Raw genomic sequence first — 15,627 nt, forward strand, 5'->3', positions numbered from 1 at the left:
AAACAACGGCCTCTTGCTGCGCGCACCCCGCAGTCACTGATGCCACGGCCTGAACCGAGATTTTCGCGCTACCCGCGCCCCGCAACGAGCCGTCTGTAACGCCCCCAATTTTCTGCCCCCAGATACCTTTTTGCGCCAGACCCCACCATGAAACTCAGCAACCTTTCCGTCGGCCTGCGCCTGGGCGCGTCGTTCGGTGCCATCCTGCTCATCACCGCGTTGATTGCCGCCACCGGCATGTGGCGCATCGCGAGCCTGCAAGGCGCCAGCGAACGCGTGGCCACCCAGGAGATCGAGCAGCAGACCCTGGTGGAGAACTGGGCGTCAGACATCCGCCTGAACTGGGTGCGCACCGAGGCCTTCCTCAAGGCCATTGACCGCGACTACATGGAAAAGCTCACGGCCGACACGCAGGCCACAGCCAAAGGCATCGAGGGCAAGGTCCAGCGCATCGAAGGCCTGGTACAGGGAGACAAGAACCGTGCGCAACTGGCCACCATTGCCGCCGCCAGCAAGGCCTACAACGACAAGCTCGCCGAGATCCGCGAACTGCACCGTGGCGGCGAGCCCAATGTGCCCACGCTGGTGGACAAGGACTTGCGCCCTCTGGCAGACAAGTACCTCCAATCCCTCGACGACTTGCGCACTGCCATGGCCGCGCAGCTGGCCGACAGCCAGGGCGACACCAGCACGCTGGCCAAGGCCAGCCAGGTGTTGCTGGGCGTGGGCACACTGATAGCCGTGGCACTGGGGGCACTATTGGCCTTCACCGTCACACGCTCCATCGTGCAACCTGTGCAGCGGGGCAAGCAGGCGGCGGAGAGCATTGCCGATGGCGACCTGACCCACCCCATCGAAGCCAGCGGCAATGACGAAACCGGCCAACTGCTGCAGGCGCTGGCCACCATGCAATCGCGCCTGGCCACCATCGTCGGCAATGTGCGCCACAACGCAGAAGGCGTGGCCACAGCCAGCGTCGAAATTGCATCCGGCAACAACGACCTCTCGGCACGCACGGAACAGCAAGCCTCAGCCTTGCAGCAGACCGCCGCATCCATGGAAGAACTTGGCTCCACGGTGCGCCAGAACGCCGACAACGCGCGCACGGCCAATCAGCTCGCCATGAGCGCATCCACCGTGGCCCAACAGGGAGGCGATGTGGTGGCCGAAGTGGTCGAGACCATGAAGGGCATCAACGACAGCAGCCGCAAGATCGCCGACATCATCAGCGTCATCGACGGCATCGCCTTCCAGACCAACATCCTGGCCCTGAATGCTGCCGTGGAGGCTGCGCGCGCGGGCGAACAGGGGCGCGGCTTTGCCGTGGTGGCCGGGGAAGTGCGCAGCCTCGCTGGTCGCAGCGCTGAAGCCGCCAAGGAGATCAAGGGCCTGATCGGCACCAGCGTGGAGCGCGTGGAGCGCGGCACAGCCCTGGTGGACAAGGCCGGCGCCACCATGAGCGAAGTGGTTGCATCGATCCGCCGCGTGACGGAGATCATGGGCGAGATCAGCGCAGCCAGCAGCGAACAGAGCCAGGGTGTCTCGCAGGTGGGTGAAGCCATCACGCAGATGGACCAGGCCACGCAGCAGAACGCGGCCCTGGTAGAGCAAAGCGCAGCAGCGGCCGACAGCCTCAAGACACAGGCGGGGCAGCTGGTGGATGCGGTGGCGGTCTTCCGCCTCTCAACCAACGCCACCCGGCACGGCGATGCAACGCCCGCCCCCGTGCGCGGCAGCGGCAGCAGCATCAGCGCATCGCGACTGGACTACCGCGCCGTCGCGCCACGCCAGTTACCCGCGTGAGAGCGGCTCAGGTCAGCTGCGCCAGCGAATCCACAAAACCGTCGGCATCTACAGCCCGAACGGGCGCGCCGTGGTTGTAGCCGTAGGTGACCAGCACCACGGGGCACCCGGCCGCGCGGGCAGCCTGCGCGTCGTTGCTGGAATCGCCCAGCATCAGCGTGCGCGCGGGGGCAGTGCCCAGCGCTTCGCAGGTCTTGAGGAGGGGCAGAGGATCGGGCTTCTTGCGCTCGAAGGCGTCACCGCCAAACACCTTCTCGAAATACCCATCGAGGCCCTTGGACTTCAGAAGCGGCAGCGCAAAGTCCGTGGGTTTGTTGGTCAGGCAGGCCAGGCGCAGCCCCCGGGCGCGCAGCGCCTTCAGGCCGTCCTCCACACCCCGGTAAACCCCTGCAAACTGGCCATTGATCGCCAGGTAGTGGCGCTGGTAGCTGGCCCAGGCTGCAGGATAGTATGCTTCGCTTTTTATAGCATCTTGCGCAATACCATCAAGCGCTAGCACGTGTTTTATCACTGATCGCAGCAAATGCTCCGAGCCTTTGCCCACCATGTGTTCGATGTGCAGGGCCTCGATGGCCGGCAGGGCCAGCTCACGGAGCATGCGATTGATCGCCTCGTTGAAATCCCCCATGGTGTCCACCATGGTGCCGTCCAGGTCCACGATGACGGCATCTACACGGGACAGCAGAGAAGACAACATGGGGTCAGCGGCGTGGGACATAAGGCAGAAAGACGGGAGAGGAAAAAGTTGCCCAAGTTTAAGGAAACGATGAAGCCTTCTTCCTCCCGCCCACCCTGCACTCAGCGCAAGCTCAGCGTCTGCCGCTTCCACGCAGGGTCTTGCCAGCGCTGAAACAAAGGCATCGCCGCCACATCCCCCGTGACCCGCTCAGTGGTCAGGCCGTCCAGCCGTACCACCTCAAAGCTCTTGCGGTAGCGCCCCTGGCCGCGCGCCTCGCGTGCCACCAGCATCTGCTGGCCGCCAGGCACCCATCCGGCCCACTCGGCCACGCCGGTTTCTGGCGTGGTGGCCGCTGGCGGCAGCACATCGGCGAGCCAGCCGCCTTCGGTCTTGCGCAGCACCCACAGCTCGCGCCAGCCTTCCAGGGGTTGCACGGCCAAGGCCACCGCCGTGCCTTCGCGGTTGGTGCTGGCCGACGCAGACCAGACCACGCCATAGGTGCAACGGCGCAGCAGCGGGGCCTGGGCCGTGTGCTGGGCATCCACCAGCAGCACACAGGTTTCACCGGGAGCGCCGGGCTCGGTCACCAGGGTCGGGCGGGCTGCTTTGGATGGGGCCGCTGGCGCGGTGGTGGGCACCAGTGCCCAGCGCACCGCACTCACGCGCATGGCAGCGTCGTTGTAGGCGCTCTGGTCTTCATCGGGCAGGTCGGCCTTGCTCACGCCGGCGAACTCGGTCAGCGCGCGCGCAGCAGCGGCAGTCACCGCTGGATCTGCAACATTTTTGCGCGCCTGCTCGAAAGCCGTGGCGCCCCACACGCTGGCGCGGCGCATCTGTACGCGGTTGCGCAGGTAGGGCGGCAAGCCGGCAACGTCCACACGCTCCAGCACATCGACCTGCCAGGCGTGCACCTTGGCGCGTTCGTGGGCTGGCAGGTCGGGATTGATGCACTCTGGCCGCGTCAGCGCCAGGACGGCGCGGGCGCGCTGGGCGGCATCGGCCACCGGCATGGCCAGCACGCGGCGAAAGGCTTCGCCTTCATAGCAAACCTGCATGCGGCCCTCCACCTCATAGGTGGCAAAACGCACGCCGTAGGCATTGGCCACATCCAGGTGCGCGGACAGCGTGGCCCCCGAGGCCTTGCCCGGCACGGCCACCGAGGCGCGACGTGCAAGCCGGTCGGCGAACGTGCCCAGCGCATCAAAAGCCTGCGCGCCCTCGACACCCGCCAGCAGCTGGCCGGGAGCCGCCTGCAGGTACGCGGCGGTGAGGCCAATCCCCAGCGCCTCAGCACCCGGCGTGTCTTGCATGAAACGCAGCACAGCCAGCAACGCGGGGCCTTCGGCCTCGGTCAGTGCCATACGGCGCACATCGCTGGCGCGGATGAAGCCGCCGCGCTCACGCTTGTGGTCCCACACCTGCAGGTAATCCAGGCGCTCGCCGCGCACCTCCAGCACCTCGCCCTGCCACAGGCTGGCCTGCTGCTGGGCGCCATCGCGCGGCGCGGCACGCAGGCTGGCCTGGTCCTGCACCACGATGGCACTGCCCAGGGCATTGACCGAAGCAGGAGGCACGGCGGCAGAGGCCACCGTGACTGCAGCGCTGGCGACCGCTGCAATGAAGGTCAAGGTCGTGAGATTCATGTTCACTGCTCCACAGCCTGGACGGTGGAGGTGTCGTCGGCCACGCCCGCAGCCTGCACGACACCGGCTTGCGCATTGCGGTTGCCGCCCAGAAGCGCCGCGCCGATGAAATCACCGTTGGTCGGAGGCGGCGCGATGATGACCTGGATCTTGTCGGAGAGCTTGTCGGCCAGCGTCTTCTGGATGAGCAGCGGATGTTTGGTGACCAGCGCTCCTTCGCGCGCCATCTGCTCGGCGTTCACCTTGCCAATGCGGTCCATGCGGTAGGCCTCGGCCTCAGCCAACTTCTGGCGGGCATCCGCCTCGCCGTTGGCTTCGATGCGGCGGGCCTGGGCGCTGCCCTCGGCGGCCTTGATGCGCGATACCTTTTCGGCCTCGGCCTCCAGCTGGCGCTGCTCGATCTGGCGCTGCTTGAAGGGCAGCACATGTTTCATCGCCTCTTCCTGGGCGCGGGCGGCGATCACCTGCTCGCGGGCCGCAGCTTCAGCAGCCACCTCGCGGCGCACCTTGTCGGCATTGGCGTCGAGTTCGGTCTCCTTCACACGCTTGTCTTTCAGCTCCAGCGTGTAGCGCATCTTCTCGGAAGCCAGTTCCTCGGCCAGCAGGCTGTCCATGCCGCGGCGGTACTCGGCGGGCAGGTCCACCTTGCCGATCTGCACGTGGCGCAGCAGCACGCCATCGGCGGCCAGGCGCGTGCGCAGTTCAGTCTCGATGATTTGTGCGATCTCGGCACGCTTGGACGAGAAAATTTCACGCACGGTGTAGCGGGCAAACACCTTGTAGACCAACCCCTGCACGGCAGGTGCCACGATGTCGGCGTCCACATCATCGGGCAGGCGGCCAGCCTTGACGGTTTCGGAGGACGGATCGAGTGCGTAGCGCACGCTCAGGTCAAGCCCGAACGACAGTCCTTCCACCGATTGCAAGGGTGCGCTGCCATTGGCCTGGCGCATGGCTTCAGGGCGGTAGCTCTGGTCCCGCAGAGAGAAGATGCGCACGCTGTGCAGGCCCGGAACCACCCACATGCTGCCATCACGCCACTGGCTCACCGAACCGGTGAACTGGTTCATGCGGACCGCCAGCTCCCCCTGGCCCAGCTGCTGCACCGGCGGGTGGCGAAGCACAAGGCCCCCTGCACCGACCACCACGGCACCGGCCACCATCCAGCGCACCGTGCTGGCCGTGGGCAGCAGGTACGCCCAGTGGATGCGCCCTGCGTCCACGTCTGCGGATGCTGGCATGGCAGCTTCCGTCTGCGAAGGTGCCGCGTCTTGCGGCCATTCGCCGCTGGCGTCCAGCGGGCGGGGGGCGGGATTGCGGCCACGCAGGGCTTGTACGATGCGGTTCCAGGCGGTTTTCATGGTGTTTCTCTCTCTCGGTAGGGTGTGATTTGTTGTCTGCTTCTGAGCGGCCTCACCGGGCTGCTCATTGGGGACTGATTCTTCGGTTTCACCTCGGAAGCAACAACACATCGCGCGCCCCAAAGCCCTCACAACCACCGCACAAACCCTCCGGGCCCGGAAGAAACCTTCACACCGGGCAAGCAAGGCGCCCCGGATAATCGACGCACCCTTACTCCGCGCCCCGCCCATGACCCGCATTGCCGTGATCGAAGACGACCTGCCCACCAGCAACCAGCTGGCGGGCTGGATTGCCAGTGCGAAGAGCGGCATCGTGATTGACCAGTGGTTCACGCGCGACGACGCCGAAGCCGCCCTGGCGCGCGAGCACTACGACGCCGTGGTCCTTGACATCGAACTGGGCCGTGAGCGCCATGCGGGCGTGGCGCTCATCAACGCCATCAACAAGCGCCGCCAGGGCACACCGGTGCTGGTGGTGTCGGCCATGCCTGCGGCCATCTACCGCAGCATCATGAAGGCGCTGGACGCGTGGGACTACCTGCAAAAGACCACGTTCGAGGAGGCCGACTTCATCGAGACCTTTCTCGACATCCTGCGCACCACGCAGGCACAGACTCCGACCCGCGCAGCACACGCCCCGGTGGGCGATGCGCTGGTGCTGGACCCGCTGTGGCAGCGCTCTCCCACCTGGCGCGGCGAGCGCATCAACCTGCCGCTGACGGCCCAGCGCATCCTGGCCACGCTGCACCAGCGCAGTGGCGAGGTGGTGTCGTACGACGAACTTTTTGAGGTGGTGAAAAGCGGGCGCAACCGCGATAACGTGCGCAAGCACGTCAGCACCATCCGCGAGGCCCTGCGCGAGGTGGACCCCAGCTTTGAAGGCATTGAGAACGTGCCCATGCGCGGCTTTCGCTGGACTGGCAAGTGAAGCGTCTGCTCCGCCACCCCGCGCTGGAGATGCCCCGCCTGGGCCTGCCCGCCTTTCGGTTGCGGATTCTGGTGCGCGGTGTGTTTGTGCTGCTGGCGCTAGCCACCGTCGCGCTGAGCGTGGTGCTGCTCAAGGAAGAAAAGGAGCGTGGCTGGCAAAGCTACCAGCATGGCTTCGCGCGCAGCCAGTCCGAGGTCATGGCCCGTCTGCGCCACCCCTCTGGGCAGTTGGCTTTGCTCAATGCTGGCAACCGTGGCGCCGCCCCCGCGCCGCTGGCGCCCCTGCTGCTGCCCTATGCGGCGCTAGATTTCGACGACCAAAACAAGGCCCAGCAGGCCGTGGAAATGGCAGGCTGCGCGGTGCAGTACCCCGACGGTTCGTCGGTCTGCGCGGCCATCGGCAACAACCCCTATGCCGGGGGCTTCATTTACCTGGTGGGCAGCTTCTACGCGGGCGAGCTGGTGCCCCGCGAACGTGGCGCACTGGATCTGCAGGCCGTGCACCGCGCCCGCATCACGCTGGACATGCGCGGCGCTTCCTACCGCTGGGTGGCGCCTTTTGAAGCACTGCCACCCCAGGGCACGATCAGCACTCGGGGCCGCCTGACGGGCTTTGTGGACAGCGGTGAAGAATCCCTGGATGCCCGCGCCCGGCCGGTGCGGGATTTTCGCGGCTGGCTCTGGCAGAACGGCCAGTGCCGGGATCTGGCGGGCGCCGCGCCCGACTGTCTGCGCCGCACCTTCTACTCCATCCGCCTGCCGGTGGAGCTGTTCCGCGAAGCGCTGTTTGACAAGCAGCGCCTGGTCTGGCCGCCACAGGATCTTGGCAACATGCGCGTGCGGGTGGAAATGCTGGCGCCCGGCACAGGCGCGGCGCTGTTCGACAGCAATGCCCCCGGTGCCCAGGCTGCGGCTTCGCTGGCGGAGGTGGCGCGCACCCTGCTGCCCGGCGAACAGGTGCAGATCCGCAAGCTGGGCACGAGTGACAGCGAAGCGATCACGCTCAAGGGTTCCGAAGTGCAGGCAGACCCGTCGGCGCCCTGGCTGCTGCGCCTTATCAGCTGGCTGCCACTGGAGTGGCAAGCTGCTGGCGATCATCAGGCGCAGCCGGTACCGGCCGGCCTCGACATTCTGGACACCCCGGCGGGCAACTATGCCGTGACTGTTACCGGCAACCTGCGCGGCGTGGAGCAAGGCCTTGCCGCCGTGGCCACCCGCATGTCGTGGTACCTGGGCGCCATGCTCGCGGCTATCGCGCTGGCCTGGCTGGTGGTGGAGGTGGGCCTCATCCGCCGCGTGACCGCCCTCACCCGCCGCGCGGCAGCGGTTTCGTACAACGTGCAGGACGGGCACATCGGCCCGCGCCTGGGCGACCTGGACGTGTCGGACCTGCGCGGATCGGACGAGCTGGGTATTCTGGCTGGCGGCCTGGCCGACCTGCTCCAGCGCGTCAAAGACGATATCCAGCGCGAACAGTTGCGCGCCCAGCAGGAGCGCGACATGTGGCATGCCGTGGGGCACGAGATCATGTCCCCCTTGCAATCGCTCATGGTGCTGCACGGCAGCGCCGACGACCCGGGCCACCGCTACATCCAGCGCATGCAACAGGCCGTGCATGTGCTGTATGGCACGGCCTCCCCTGCGGAGGCGTTGCAGGCGGCCGACGTGCCGCAGGGTCGACTGGACCTGGATGCCTTCCTGCGCCACGTGGCCAACAACGCGCACTTTGCAGGCATCGACAACGTGGTCTATGAAGGAGGGGCGGGCCCGGTCATCGTTCGGGCGGACGAATTCGCATTGGAAGACGTGGTGACCCACATCCTGCGCAATGCCGACCGCTACCGACCGCCGGGCACGGCCATCACGCTGACGCTGGCGGCCTCCGAGTCGACTGCCAGCGCCACGCTGCGCAACCAGGGTGTCACCATTGCCGAGGATCTGCTGGGGCGCATCTTTGAGCTGGGGGTGTCCGACCCCAGCCTTCCCATGCCCGACGGCGAGAGCGGGCACCGGGGCCAGGGCCTGTTCGTGGCCAAGACCTACATGGCCAAGATGGGTGGCACGATCAACGCGCGCAATACGGCCGACGGCGTGGCCTTCGTCCTGACTTTTCAGCGCCTGGGCTGACCCGGCCCGAAACGCGCGCCCCGCGCACGGCAGGGGGCGGCACTGTCCGACAGGGGCGCGCAGCAGGGGGGCCTACCCTGCAGGCATACGTTCAGACCACCGTCTGCGATTGCCCCAGGAGCCCTTTCATGAACCGCATTCCCTTTGCCACCCCCCTCTTCACCGCCGCCCTGTTGCTGGCCTGCGCGGGTGTATCCGCACAAACGCCGCCTCAGGATGCGCGGGCACGCTATGAGCAGGAGCGGGAAAAGTGCATGACCAACAACACCCAGGACAGTCTGGCCACCTGCCTGCGCGAGGCCAACAACGCGCTGGATGCTTCGCGCAAGGGCGATCTGAGCAACCCTGGAGCCGCCGCAAACGACAACGCCACACAGCGTTGTGCTGCGTTCCAGACGGCTGCCGACCAGGCTGATTGCATGCGCCGTGTGCAAAGCAGCCCGGCGAGTGGCTCGGTGTCCGGCGGCGGCGTGTTGCGTGAATCGACCACCACGACGATCACCGTCCCTGCGCAACAATAACCGAGCTCCAGGAAGGCGTGGTCTGTGAAAACGGCCACCGCGCAAAGTCTGCGCAGCGGCTCAGGAGATCACCCCAGTTCTGCGCGCATCGCGTCGATGACGCCTTGGTAGTCGGGCTTGCCAAAGATGGCGCTGCCCGCCACAAAGGTGTCAGCACCCGCATCGGCCACGCGGCGGATGTTGTCGGTCTTGATGCCGCCATCCACTTCCAGGCGGATGTCCTTGCCCGAGGCGTCGATGCGCTTGCGCACAGCTTCGATCTTGCGCAGGGCCGAGTCGATGAAGCTCTGGCCGCCAAAGCCAGGGTTCACGCTCATGATGAGAATGAGGTCGATGTCGTCGATCACCCAGTCGAGAACGTCCAGCGGCTCCGCCGGATTGAACACCAGGCCGGGCTTGACGCCCTTGGAACGGATGGCCTGGATGCTGCGGTGCACATGGCCCGAGGCGTCGGGGTGAAAGCTGATGTAGTCCGCACCCGCGTCGGCAAACGCGGCGGCCAGGGCGTCCACCGGCTGGATCATCAGGTGCACATCGATCGGTACGGCCACACCGGCGGCGGTCTTGGCATGGGGCTTGAGCGCCTGGCACACCATGGGGCCGAAAGTGAGGTTGGGCACGTAATGGTTGTCCATCACGTCGAAGTGGATCCAGTCTGAGCCAGCGGCAATGACATTGCGCACCTCTTCACCCAGGCGGGCGAAGTCGGCAGAGAGGATGGAGGGGGCGATTCGGAATGTGCGGCTCATCCCCCGATTGTCGCAAAGCGCAGAAGGTCTGGGGTTTTACCCCATGGACATGCACTTTTTACGAATCTCCACGGTTACCATTCGCCCCATGCCAAAGTACCAGTTTGACGTGGAAGTGCTGCCCGAATACCTGCCCGAGCAGTCTGCGCCGGACACAGGGGTGTTCAGCTTCGCTTACACCATCACTATCACCAATTCCGGGGAAACGCCTGCGCAGCTGATTTCGCGCCACTGGATCATCAGTGACTCCCGGGGCCACACCGAAGAGGTCAAGGGCCTGGGTGTGGTGGGCCACCAGCCGCTGCTCAAGCCGGGCGAATCGTTCCAGTACACCAGCGGTTGCCGGCTTCGCACCTCCAGCGGGACCATGCACGGCACCTTTCACTGCGTGGCCGAAGATGGCGAGCCCTTCAACAGCCCGGTGCCGTTGTTCGTGCTGGAGGCGATCAGCCACGGCCCTTCGGGCGAACCTTTGAGCGGCCGGGTGCTGCATTGAAGCGCTATTGCCCCCACGCTTCCCACTTCGTGTGGTCGCTGCCCCCCAAGGGGGCCGCTTTTCATCTTGGGGCGGCCCGGCGATGAAAAACACCCCGCATTCCGACCTGGCCAGCATTCTGGCGGCTCTCGACCCGGCCGCTGACCTGGCCCATCGCCATCTGTGGCTCATCCACCTGCTGGACTGGGTGCGCGGCAAGCGCGATTCGGTGCCTGCCGCTGTGGGCCGGGTGCAGCTTTTCATCGATGCGGTCGCGGCACGGCCCGATCTCCAGCAGCGGCTGCAAGCCTGGTGGGCCACCTTGGTGGGCCAGGTCGATATCACCACCTTGCTGGCCGATTTTGGCTTTGCGCCCCGCACTGCGCTGGTCAGCGAGATGGCGGAGCGCCTGCGCACCAAGCTGCTGCCGGGCAGCCCAGAGACCATCGACGCGTCCGAGCTTTTCATGCTGGCGCTGCCCAGCGCTTTTGACGCCCAGTGGCTCGCGGCGCTCGACGAAGCCCAGCTGAACCGGCTGGTGGAGTTGCTGGCTTCCCCGGGTGGCAACAATAGCCCCGGTGGCGCCACGCGCTGGCACCGCGCCCTGCTCGACGCCATCACCTACTGCGCGGGGCAGATTCTCTCGACCGGCTTTGCCCCCGAACTCCGGCTGCGCATGAGCGAATCCGCGCGCGAGGCGCAGCCTTTTCATGCACTGATCCGCGATGTGGAGAGCCTGCGCGTGGAGGTGCTGCATGCGCTGCGCACGCCTGACCGGCTCAACGAGTCGGCCCAGCGCCTGCGCGAGCGCCTGGAGGCCTGCCGCGCGGCGGCGGCCACCGTGTACACGCATTTCGAAGACAACGGCATTTCAGTGGGCCTGGTCTTTCGCCTGCGGCAGCTGCGCGAGCGCATCCTGCGCGTGCGCGAATTGCTCGACTGCCTGCTGTCGGCCCAACCAGCCGTCACGGCGGCGCAGCTCATGGCGCATCTGGTGATGGTGGGACAGGAGCGGCGCAGCCTGCGCGCGTTGCTGGCGTCCAACTCCTCGCTGCTGGCGGCCAAGGTGGCCGAGCGCAGCGCCGAGACGGGCGAGCACTACATCACCCGCACGGGCACCGAATACCGCGCCATGCTGCGCAAGGCGGCGGGCGGCGGCGCCCTGATGGCGTTCACCACGCTGACCAAGTTCGGCCTCCATGCGCTGGCGCTGTCGGCGTTCTGGGGCGGGTTCATGGCGGGGGTCAACTACGCCGTGAGCTTTGTGCTGATCCAGCTATTGCACTTCACGGTGGCCACCAAACAACCGGCCATGACGGCGCCGGCCATGGCAGCCAAGCTCAAAGAGCTGGGCCCGGGCGGCGCGATCGAGGCGTTTGTGGATGAGATCACGCACCTGGTGCGCTCCCAGGTGGCGGCCGTGCTGGGCAATGTGCTGGTGGTCTTCCCCGCCGTGCTGGCGCTGGCCACGCTGATTGCCCTGGCCACGGGCGGCCCGGCCATCAGCGTGAAGGAGGCAGAGCATGTGCTCGCATCCTTGCACCTGCTCGGGCCTTCGCTGTTTTTTGCGGCCTTTACCGGGGTGCTGCTGTTTGCATCCAGCATCATTGCGGGCTGGACGGAGAACTGGTTTGTGCTCCACCGCATGGACTCAGCTTTGCACTACAACCCGCGCATCACCGGGCTGCTGGGCGCCGAGCGCGCCGCGCGCTGGGCCCGCTTCCTGCGCGAAAACCTCTCGGGCCTTGCGGCCAATGTCTCACTGGGTTTCATGCTCGGCCTGGTGCCCGCGTTTGCCGCGTTTTTTGGGCTGGGGCTCGATGTGCGCCACGTCACGCTGTCCACCGGCCAGGTGGCTGCCGCCAGCGCCGCACTGGGCCCGCAGGTGCTGCATTTGCCCGCATTTTGGTGGGCCGTGGCCTCGCTGCCCTTTCTGGGTGCGCTGAATGTGTCGGTAAGTTTTTATCTGGCCTTCAGCCTGGCGCTGCGCGCGCAAAACGTGAGCGGTGTAGACCGCTCGCGCATCTACGCCGCAATTCGCGCCCGCCTGCGCAGCGCGCCCCTGAGCTTTTTTGTGCCAGCGCGGCAAGCCAGCGTTGGTGTATCGTCGCAGGCCTGACGGCGGGCAACCGCCGCATCTGTCCTACATGGCCGGAATGTTTCCGCCTGTAAATTCGGGGCACCAACGCCCAAGCGCACCCCCTCCCATCTGCGGAGGGCCTGTGCGCGGGCCCTTTCACACCAACGGGCACCGCCCGTCTGACGCAGAGGTTCCATGACATGAACGAAATCCTGACCTTCTGGGCGCAGTGGCTGCGCCCCTCGGCCGGGTTGCCCACGGTGCAATGGTCGCTGCTGCTGGCCGTGGCCGCCATGGCGGGCTATCTCACGCAGCGCCACACCGGCCTGCCCAAGGTGCTCGGCTATTCGCTGGTAGGCACCGCCGCCGGGCTGGCGGGCTTCAGCGGTGCCGTGTGGCCGCTGCAGGGCATTGGCCTGTTCCTGCTGGAGTTGGGCATTGCCCTGGTGCTCTTTGAATGTGGTGGCCGCATTCCGCTGCGCTGGTTCCGCCACAACCCGATGGTGCTGGTGCAGAGCATTGCCGAATCGGTGCTGACCTATTTCGCCGTGTACTGGGTGCTGGTGTGGCTGAACCTGCCCACGCAGGTGGCCGGGCCGCTGGCCCTGGTGGCGCTGGCCGCATCGCCCGCGGTCCTCACCCGAGTGGTGGCCGACACCCGCGCGGCCGGCCCAGTCACAGAACGCGCCATCGTTCTTACCACGCTCTCTACGCTGTACGCGCTGACACTGGGCAGCGCCAAGGCCGAGCTGATCAACCGCCAAAGCGTCACCATGGTGGAGACCGTGTACCCCGTGATGGTGGTGCTGGGCGTCTCCATCATCGTGGCCGCCGTGCTGGCCCTGGTGCTGCGCATGGCGTTGCGCTTCATGAGCCCCACGAGCGAAAACACCTCCATGCTGTTTCTGGCATTGGTCGCTGCGGGCACCGCCGTCGCAGCGCACATGGGGGGCTCGGCGCCGCTGGCCGCACTGCTGGGCGGCATGCTGCTCAAGCAACTCAACCCGCGCCCCTGGGCCTGGCCCCGCCAGCTGGGCAATGCGTCGTCACTGCTCACCATGCTGATGTTTGTGCTGGTCTCTACGGTGGCGGCGCAGGCCGACTGGAGCGCCCCGGTGGCCGGCGTGGTGCTGGCCCTGATTGCCGTGCGCCTGGTGGCCAAGGCCACCGGCGTGGCACTGGGCAACGTGGGCAGCGGTGCGAGCTGGAAGCAGGCGCTGTGGGTGGGCTGCGCGATGACACCGATGTCGTCCATCGCACTCTTGATCGCCTCGCAGTTCGTGCTGGCCTCGCCTTCCACCGGCCATGTGATTGCCGGTGTGGCGCTGCCGGCCATCTTGCTGATGGAGGTGCTGGGCGCCGTGATCGCCACCGTGGCCATTTACCGTGCGGGCGAAAGCTCCAAACCCTGGGCGCCATTGACCCGCAGCAACAACGGAGAAAACAGCCGTGAGTCTTGAAGCCTTCAACCATTCCGAACCGCTGACGCTGGGTGTTGAGCTGGAGCTGCAGCTCGTCAACACCAACGACTATGACCTGGCCCCCTATGCCGAGGACATGCTGCGACTCATGAAGAAAACCCCGCTGCCCGGCAGCGTGGTGCCCGAGATGACGAACAGCATGATCGAGATCTCGACCGGGATCTGCCACTCGGCCAGCGAGGTGCTTGGCCAGCTCACGCCCATCCGCGATGCGCTGGTGAAAAGCGCTGACAAGCTCAACATCGCCGTGGTGGGCGGTGGCACGCACCCCTTCCAGCAGTGGCACGAGCGGCGCATCTACGACAAGCCGCGTTTTCGTGAGCTGTCCGAGCTGTATGGCTACCTGTCCAAGCAGTTCACCATCTTCGGCCAGCACGTGCACATCGGCTGCCCCGACGCGAACGCCGCGCTGCTCATGTTGCACCGCATGTCGCGCTACATCCCGCACTTCATCGCACTGTCGGCATCGAGCCCCTATGTGCAGGGCCAGGATACGGCCTTCGACTCGGCACGCCTGAACTCGGTGTTTGCGTTTCCGCTGTCAGGCCGCGCCCCCATGGCTCTGACCTGGGACGACTTCACGGTTTACTTCGACAAGATGACGCGCACCGGCGTGGTCAAGAGCATGAAAGACTTCTACTGGGACATTCGCCCCAAGCCCGAGTTCGGCACCATCGAGATCCGCGTGTTCGACACGCCACTGACCATTGAGCGCGCTGCCGCACTCGCGGGCTACGTGCAGTCGCTGGGCGCGTGGTTTCTGGCCGACCAGCCCTTCATGCCCGCCGAAGACGACTACCTTGTGTACACCTACAACCGCTTCCAGGCCTGCCGTTTTGGCATGGATGCGGTGTATGTAGACCCGGCTACGGGCGACCACATGCCGCTGCGCGAGCACATCCTCAAGACCATGGACAAGATCGCCGGACACGCCGCCGTGCAAGGCGCATCAAGCGCCATGCACATGCTGCGCACTGAGGCGGAAGCGGGCCAGAACGACGCGCGCTGGCTGCGCGAGCGCCAGCGCGAAGAGCAATTGCTGGCCGAGGTCAGCCGCCAGGCAGCGCAGCGCTTTCGCGGCGCACCAGCCTGAGCGCGCCTCGCACCCGCACCTTCACGCCGCCAGCGCCAGCTTGCGCGCCTGCTGCGTGCGCCCGCCATAGCCCCAGTCGCTGGCGGGCAGCTCCCGCACCACCACGTAGCTGGCCGTGGCCAGCGCGCCGTCACCGGCCAGCTGGCGCTGCAGTTCAGCAAATGCGGCCTGGATGAAGGCGGCCTTCTCTTCCCGTGTGTTCGTACCCTCTGTGATGCTGATCTCCAGCAGTGCCGTGGGCTGCGCGATGGGCGCACCGCCGATGTGCCAACGCGCGGCGGGCAAGTCGTCGATGACCACAGCCGTCACCTCGCGGCGCTTGCCCAGCAGGTCCACGGTCAGGTCGGTCAGCGCGCTGGCCAGCTGCCGGTAGCGCTCGGGGTTTTGTAGCGGGGCGAGTTTCAGGACAAGGGTTGGCATGGTGTTTTCAGCTCCGGGGTGGAAAGATTCATGGGCGCAGCTTCAGTGCGCGCGAGGTGGAAAGCCCGGCGGGCCATGCGCAGGAATCCACGCGCCACCCGTGTGTGGGCTTCGCGAATCGCTTCCTGCCGCAGCTGCAGCGCGTGGCGCTTGGCCTCGTCGCGCAGTCGCGTAGTCATCGGGGTGCAGGTGCTGTGGGTACATGCTCATTTCCTTTCTGGGTGAGCCACTGTAGGCAGCACCGGGCACGGCGGAAACCGCCTGAGCT

The 15,627-nt window shown here is 66.4% G+C and carries 14 protein-coding genes; 8 read left to right on the forward strand and 6 right to left on the reverse strand.

Annotation, left to right across the window (positions count from 1 at the left end; genetic code table 11):
- Nucleotides 1-147: 147 nt before the first annotated feature.
- Entirely contained in the window at nucleotides 148-1,803 is a 1,656-nt protein-coding gene (locus LPA35_RS22960; protein ID WP_228899189.1) for a methyl-accepting chemotaxis protein, read from the forward strand.
- 7 nt (nucleotides 1,804-1,810) lie between these two features.
- On the opposite strand, the gene gph is transcribed toward LPA35_RS22960, so the two are convergent.
- The 3 genes from gph to LPA35_RS22975 all read right to left on the reverse strand — a co-directional run bounded on the left by gph (nucleotide 1,811) and on the right by LPA35_RS22975 (nucleotide 5,366).
- A complete protein-coding gene (gene gph, locus LPA35_RS22965) occupies nucleotides 1,811-2,500 on the reverse strand; it encodes a phosphoglycolate phosphatase (RefSeq protein ID WP_228899192.1) in 690 nt (229 codons plus the stop codon).
- A gap of 101 nt (nucleotides 2,501-2,601) precedes the next feature.
- Nucleotides 2,602-4,125, reverse strand: a complete 1,524-nt coding sequence (locus LPA35_RS22970; RefSeq protein WP_228899194.1) for a hypothetical protein — start codon at nucleotides 4,123-4,125, stop codon at nucleotides 2,602-2,604.
- Nucleotides 4,126-4,127: 2 nt separating this feature from the next.
- Nucleotides 4,128-5,366, reverse strand: coding sequence for an SPFH domain-containing protein (locus LPA35_RS22975; protein ID WP_370641505.1), 1,239 nt, complete (start codon nucleotides 5,364-5,366; stop codon nucleotides 4,128-4,130).
- Between the two features lie 349 nt (nucleotides 5,367-5,715).
- Between LPA35_RS22975 and LPA35_RS22980 the strand changes: the two genes are divergently transcribed.
- From LPA35_RS22980 to LPA35_RS22990, 3 genes are all read left to right on the forward strand, one after another.
- A complete protein-coding gene (locus LPA35_RS22980; protein ID WP_228899198.1) occupies nucleotides 5,716-6,414 on the forward strand; it encodes a response regulator transcription factor in 699 nt (232 codons plus the stop codon).
- A 29-nt stretch (nucleotides 6,415-6,443) separates the two neighbouring features.
- Nucleotides 6,444-8,540: a HAMP domain-containing sensor histidine kinase gene (locus tag LPA35_RS22985; protein ID WP_228899276.1), complete on the forward strand. Its 2,097-nt coding sequence runs from the start codon at nucleotides 6,444-6,446 to the stop codon at nucleotides 8,538-8,540.
- Between the two features lie 128 nt (nucleotides 8,541-8,668).
- A complete protein-coding gene (locus LPA35_RS22990) occupies nucleotides 8,669-9,061 on the forward strand; it encodes a hypothetical protein (RefSeq protein ID WP_218301452.1) in 393 nt (130 codons plus the stop codon).
- A gap of 68 nt (nucleotides 9,062-9,129) precedes the next feature.
- Here LPA35_RS22990 and rpe read toward each other — a convergent pair whose 3' ends face one another.
- On the reverse strand, nucleotides 9,130-9,810 hold the full coding sequence (gene rpe, locus LPA35_RS22995) for a ribulose-phosphate 3-epimerase (RefSeq protein WP_228899200.1): 681 nt from the start codon (nucleotides 9,808-9,810) through the stop codon (nucleotides 9,130-9,132).
- Nucleotides 9,811-9,898: 88 nt separating this feature from the next.
- On the opposite strand from rpe, the gene apaG reads away from it, so the two are divergent.
- The 4 genes from apaG (at nucleotide 9,899) to LPA35_RS23015 (ending at nucleotide 14,939) form a co-directional block, all read left to right on the forward strand.
- On the forward strand, nucleotides 9,899-10,306 hold the full coding sequence (gene apaG, locus LPA35_RS23000) for a Co2+/Mg2+ efflux protein ApaG (RefSeq protein WP_121421421.1): 408 nt from the start codon (nucleotides 9,899-9,901) through the stop codon (nucleotides 10,304-10,306).
- A gap of 82 nt (nucleotides 10,307-10,388) precedes the next feature.
- Nucleotides 10,389-12,404 (forward strand): site-specific recombinase, encoded by a 2,016-nt coding sequence (locus tag LPA35_RS23005; RefSeq protein WP_228899202.1) that lies wholly within the window; start codon nucleotides 10,389-10,391, stop codon nucleotides 12,402-12,404.
- A gap of 161 nt (nucleotides 12,405-12,565) precedes the next feature.
- Entirely contained in the window at nucleotides 12,566-13,825 is a 1,260-nt protein-coding gene (locus LPA35_RS23010; RefSeq protein WP_121421423.1) for a cation:proton antiporter, read from the forward strand.
- Complete coding sequence (locus tag LPA35_RS23015) at nucleotides 13,815-14,939, forward strand: YbdK family carboxylate-amine ligase (RefSeq protein ID WP_055395579.1); 1,125 nt, start codon at nucleotides 13,815-13,817, stop codon at nucleotides 14,937-14,939. Before LPA35_RS23010 ends, LPA35_RS23015 begins: the two co-directional genes overlap by 11 nt.
- A gap of 21 nt (nucleotides 14,940-14,960) precedes the next feature.
- On the opposite strand, the gene LPA35_RS23020 is transcribed toward LPA35_RS23015, so the two are convergent.
- Together LPA35_RS23020 and LPA35_RS23025 are read right to left on the reverse strand one after the other, a co-directional pair.
- Entirely contained in the window at nucleotides 14,961-15,359 is a 399-nt protein-coding gene (locus LPA35_RS23020) for a tautomerase family protein (RefSeq protein ID WP_228899204.1), read from the reverse strand.
- Nucleotides 15,341-15,538: a hypothetical protein gene (locus LPA35_RS23025; protein ID WP_228899206.1), complete on the reverse strand. Its 198-nt coding sequence runs from the start codon at nucleotides 15,536-15,538 to the stop codon at nucleotides 15,341-15,343. Before LPA35_RS23025 ends, LPA35_RS23020 begins: the two co-directional genes overlap by 19 nt.
- Nucleotides 15,539-15,627 lie beyond the last annotated feature (89 nt).

Origin of the sequence: Acidovorax sp. Leaf73 (assembly GCF_916855635.1) — a bacterium.
GTDB lineage: Bacteria > Pseudomonadota > Gammaproteobacteria > Burkholderiales > Burkholderiaceae_C > Acidovorax > Acidovorax facilis.

Bases quoted from the DNA above. Each gene is read 5' to 3' on its own strand.
- apaG (WP_121421421.1), top strand. From the start codon at position 9,899: ATGCCAAAGTACCAGTTTGACGTGGAAGTGCTGCCCGAATACCTGCCC.
- LPA35_RS22985 (WP_228899276.1), top strand. From the start codon at position 6,444: ATGCCCCGCCTGGGCCTGCCCGCCTTTCGGTTGCGGATTCTGGTGCGC.
- gph (WP_228899192.1), bottom strand. From the start codon at position 2,500: ATGTTGTCTTCTCTGCTGTCCCGTGTAGATGCCGTCATCGTGGACCTG.
- LPA35_RS23025 (WP_228899206.1), bottom strand. From the start codon at position 15,538: ATGACTACGCGACTGCGCGACGAGGCCAAGCGCCACGCGCTGCAGCTG.
- LPA35_RS22970 (WP_228899194.1), bottom strand. From the start codon at position 4,125: ATGAATCTCACGACCTTGACCTTCATTGCAGCGGTCGCCAGCGCTGCA.
- LPA35_RS22980 (WP_228899198.1), top strand. From the start codon at position 5,716: ATGACCCGCATTGCCGTGATCGAAGACGACCTGCCCACCAGCAACCAG.
- LPA35_RS22990 (WP_218301452.1), top strand. From the start codon at position 8,669: ATGAACCGCATTCCCTTTGCCACCCCCCTCTTCACCGCCGCCCTGTTG.
- rpe (WP_228899200.1), bottom strand. From the start codon at position 9,810: ATGAGCCGCACATTCCGAATCGCCCCCTCCATCCTCTCTGCCGACTTC.
- LPA35_RS23020 (WP_228899204.1), bottom strand. From the start codon at position 15,359: ATGCCAACCCTTGTCCTGAAACTCGCCCCGCTACAAAACCCCGAGCGC.
- LPA35_RS23010 (WP_121421423.1), top strand. From the start codon at position 12,566: ATGAACGAAATCCTGACCTTCTGGGCGCAGTGGCTGCGCCCCTCGGCC.
- LPA35_RS23005 (WP_228899202.1), top strand. From the start codon at position 10,389: ATGAAAAACACCCCGCATTCCGACCTGGCCAGCATTCTGGCGGCTCTC.
- LPA35_RS22960 (WP_228899189.1), top strand. From the start codon at position 148: ATGAAACTCAGCAACCTTTCCGTCGGCCTGCGCCTGGGCGCGTCGTTC.
- LPA35_RS22975 (WP_370641505.1), bottom strand. From the start codon at position 5,366: ATGCCAGCATCCGCAGACGTGGACGCAGGGCGCATCCACTGGGCGTAC.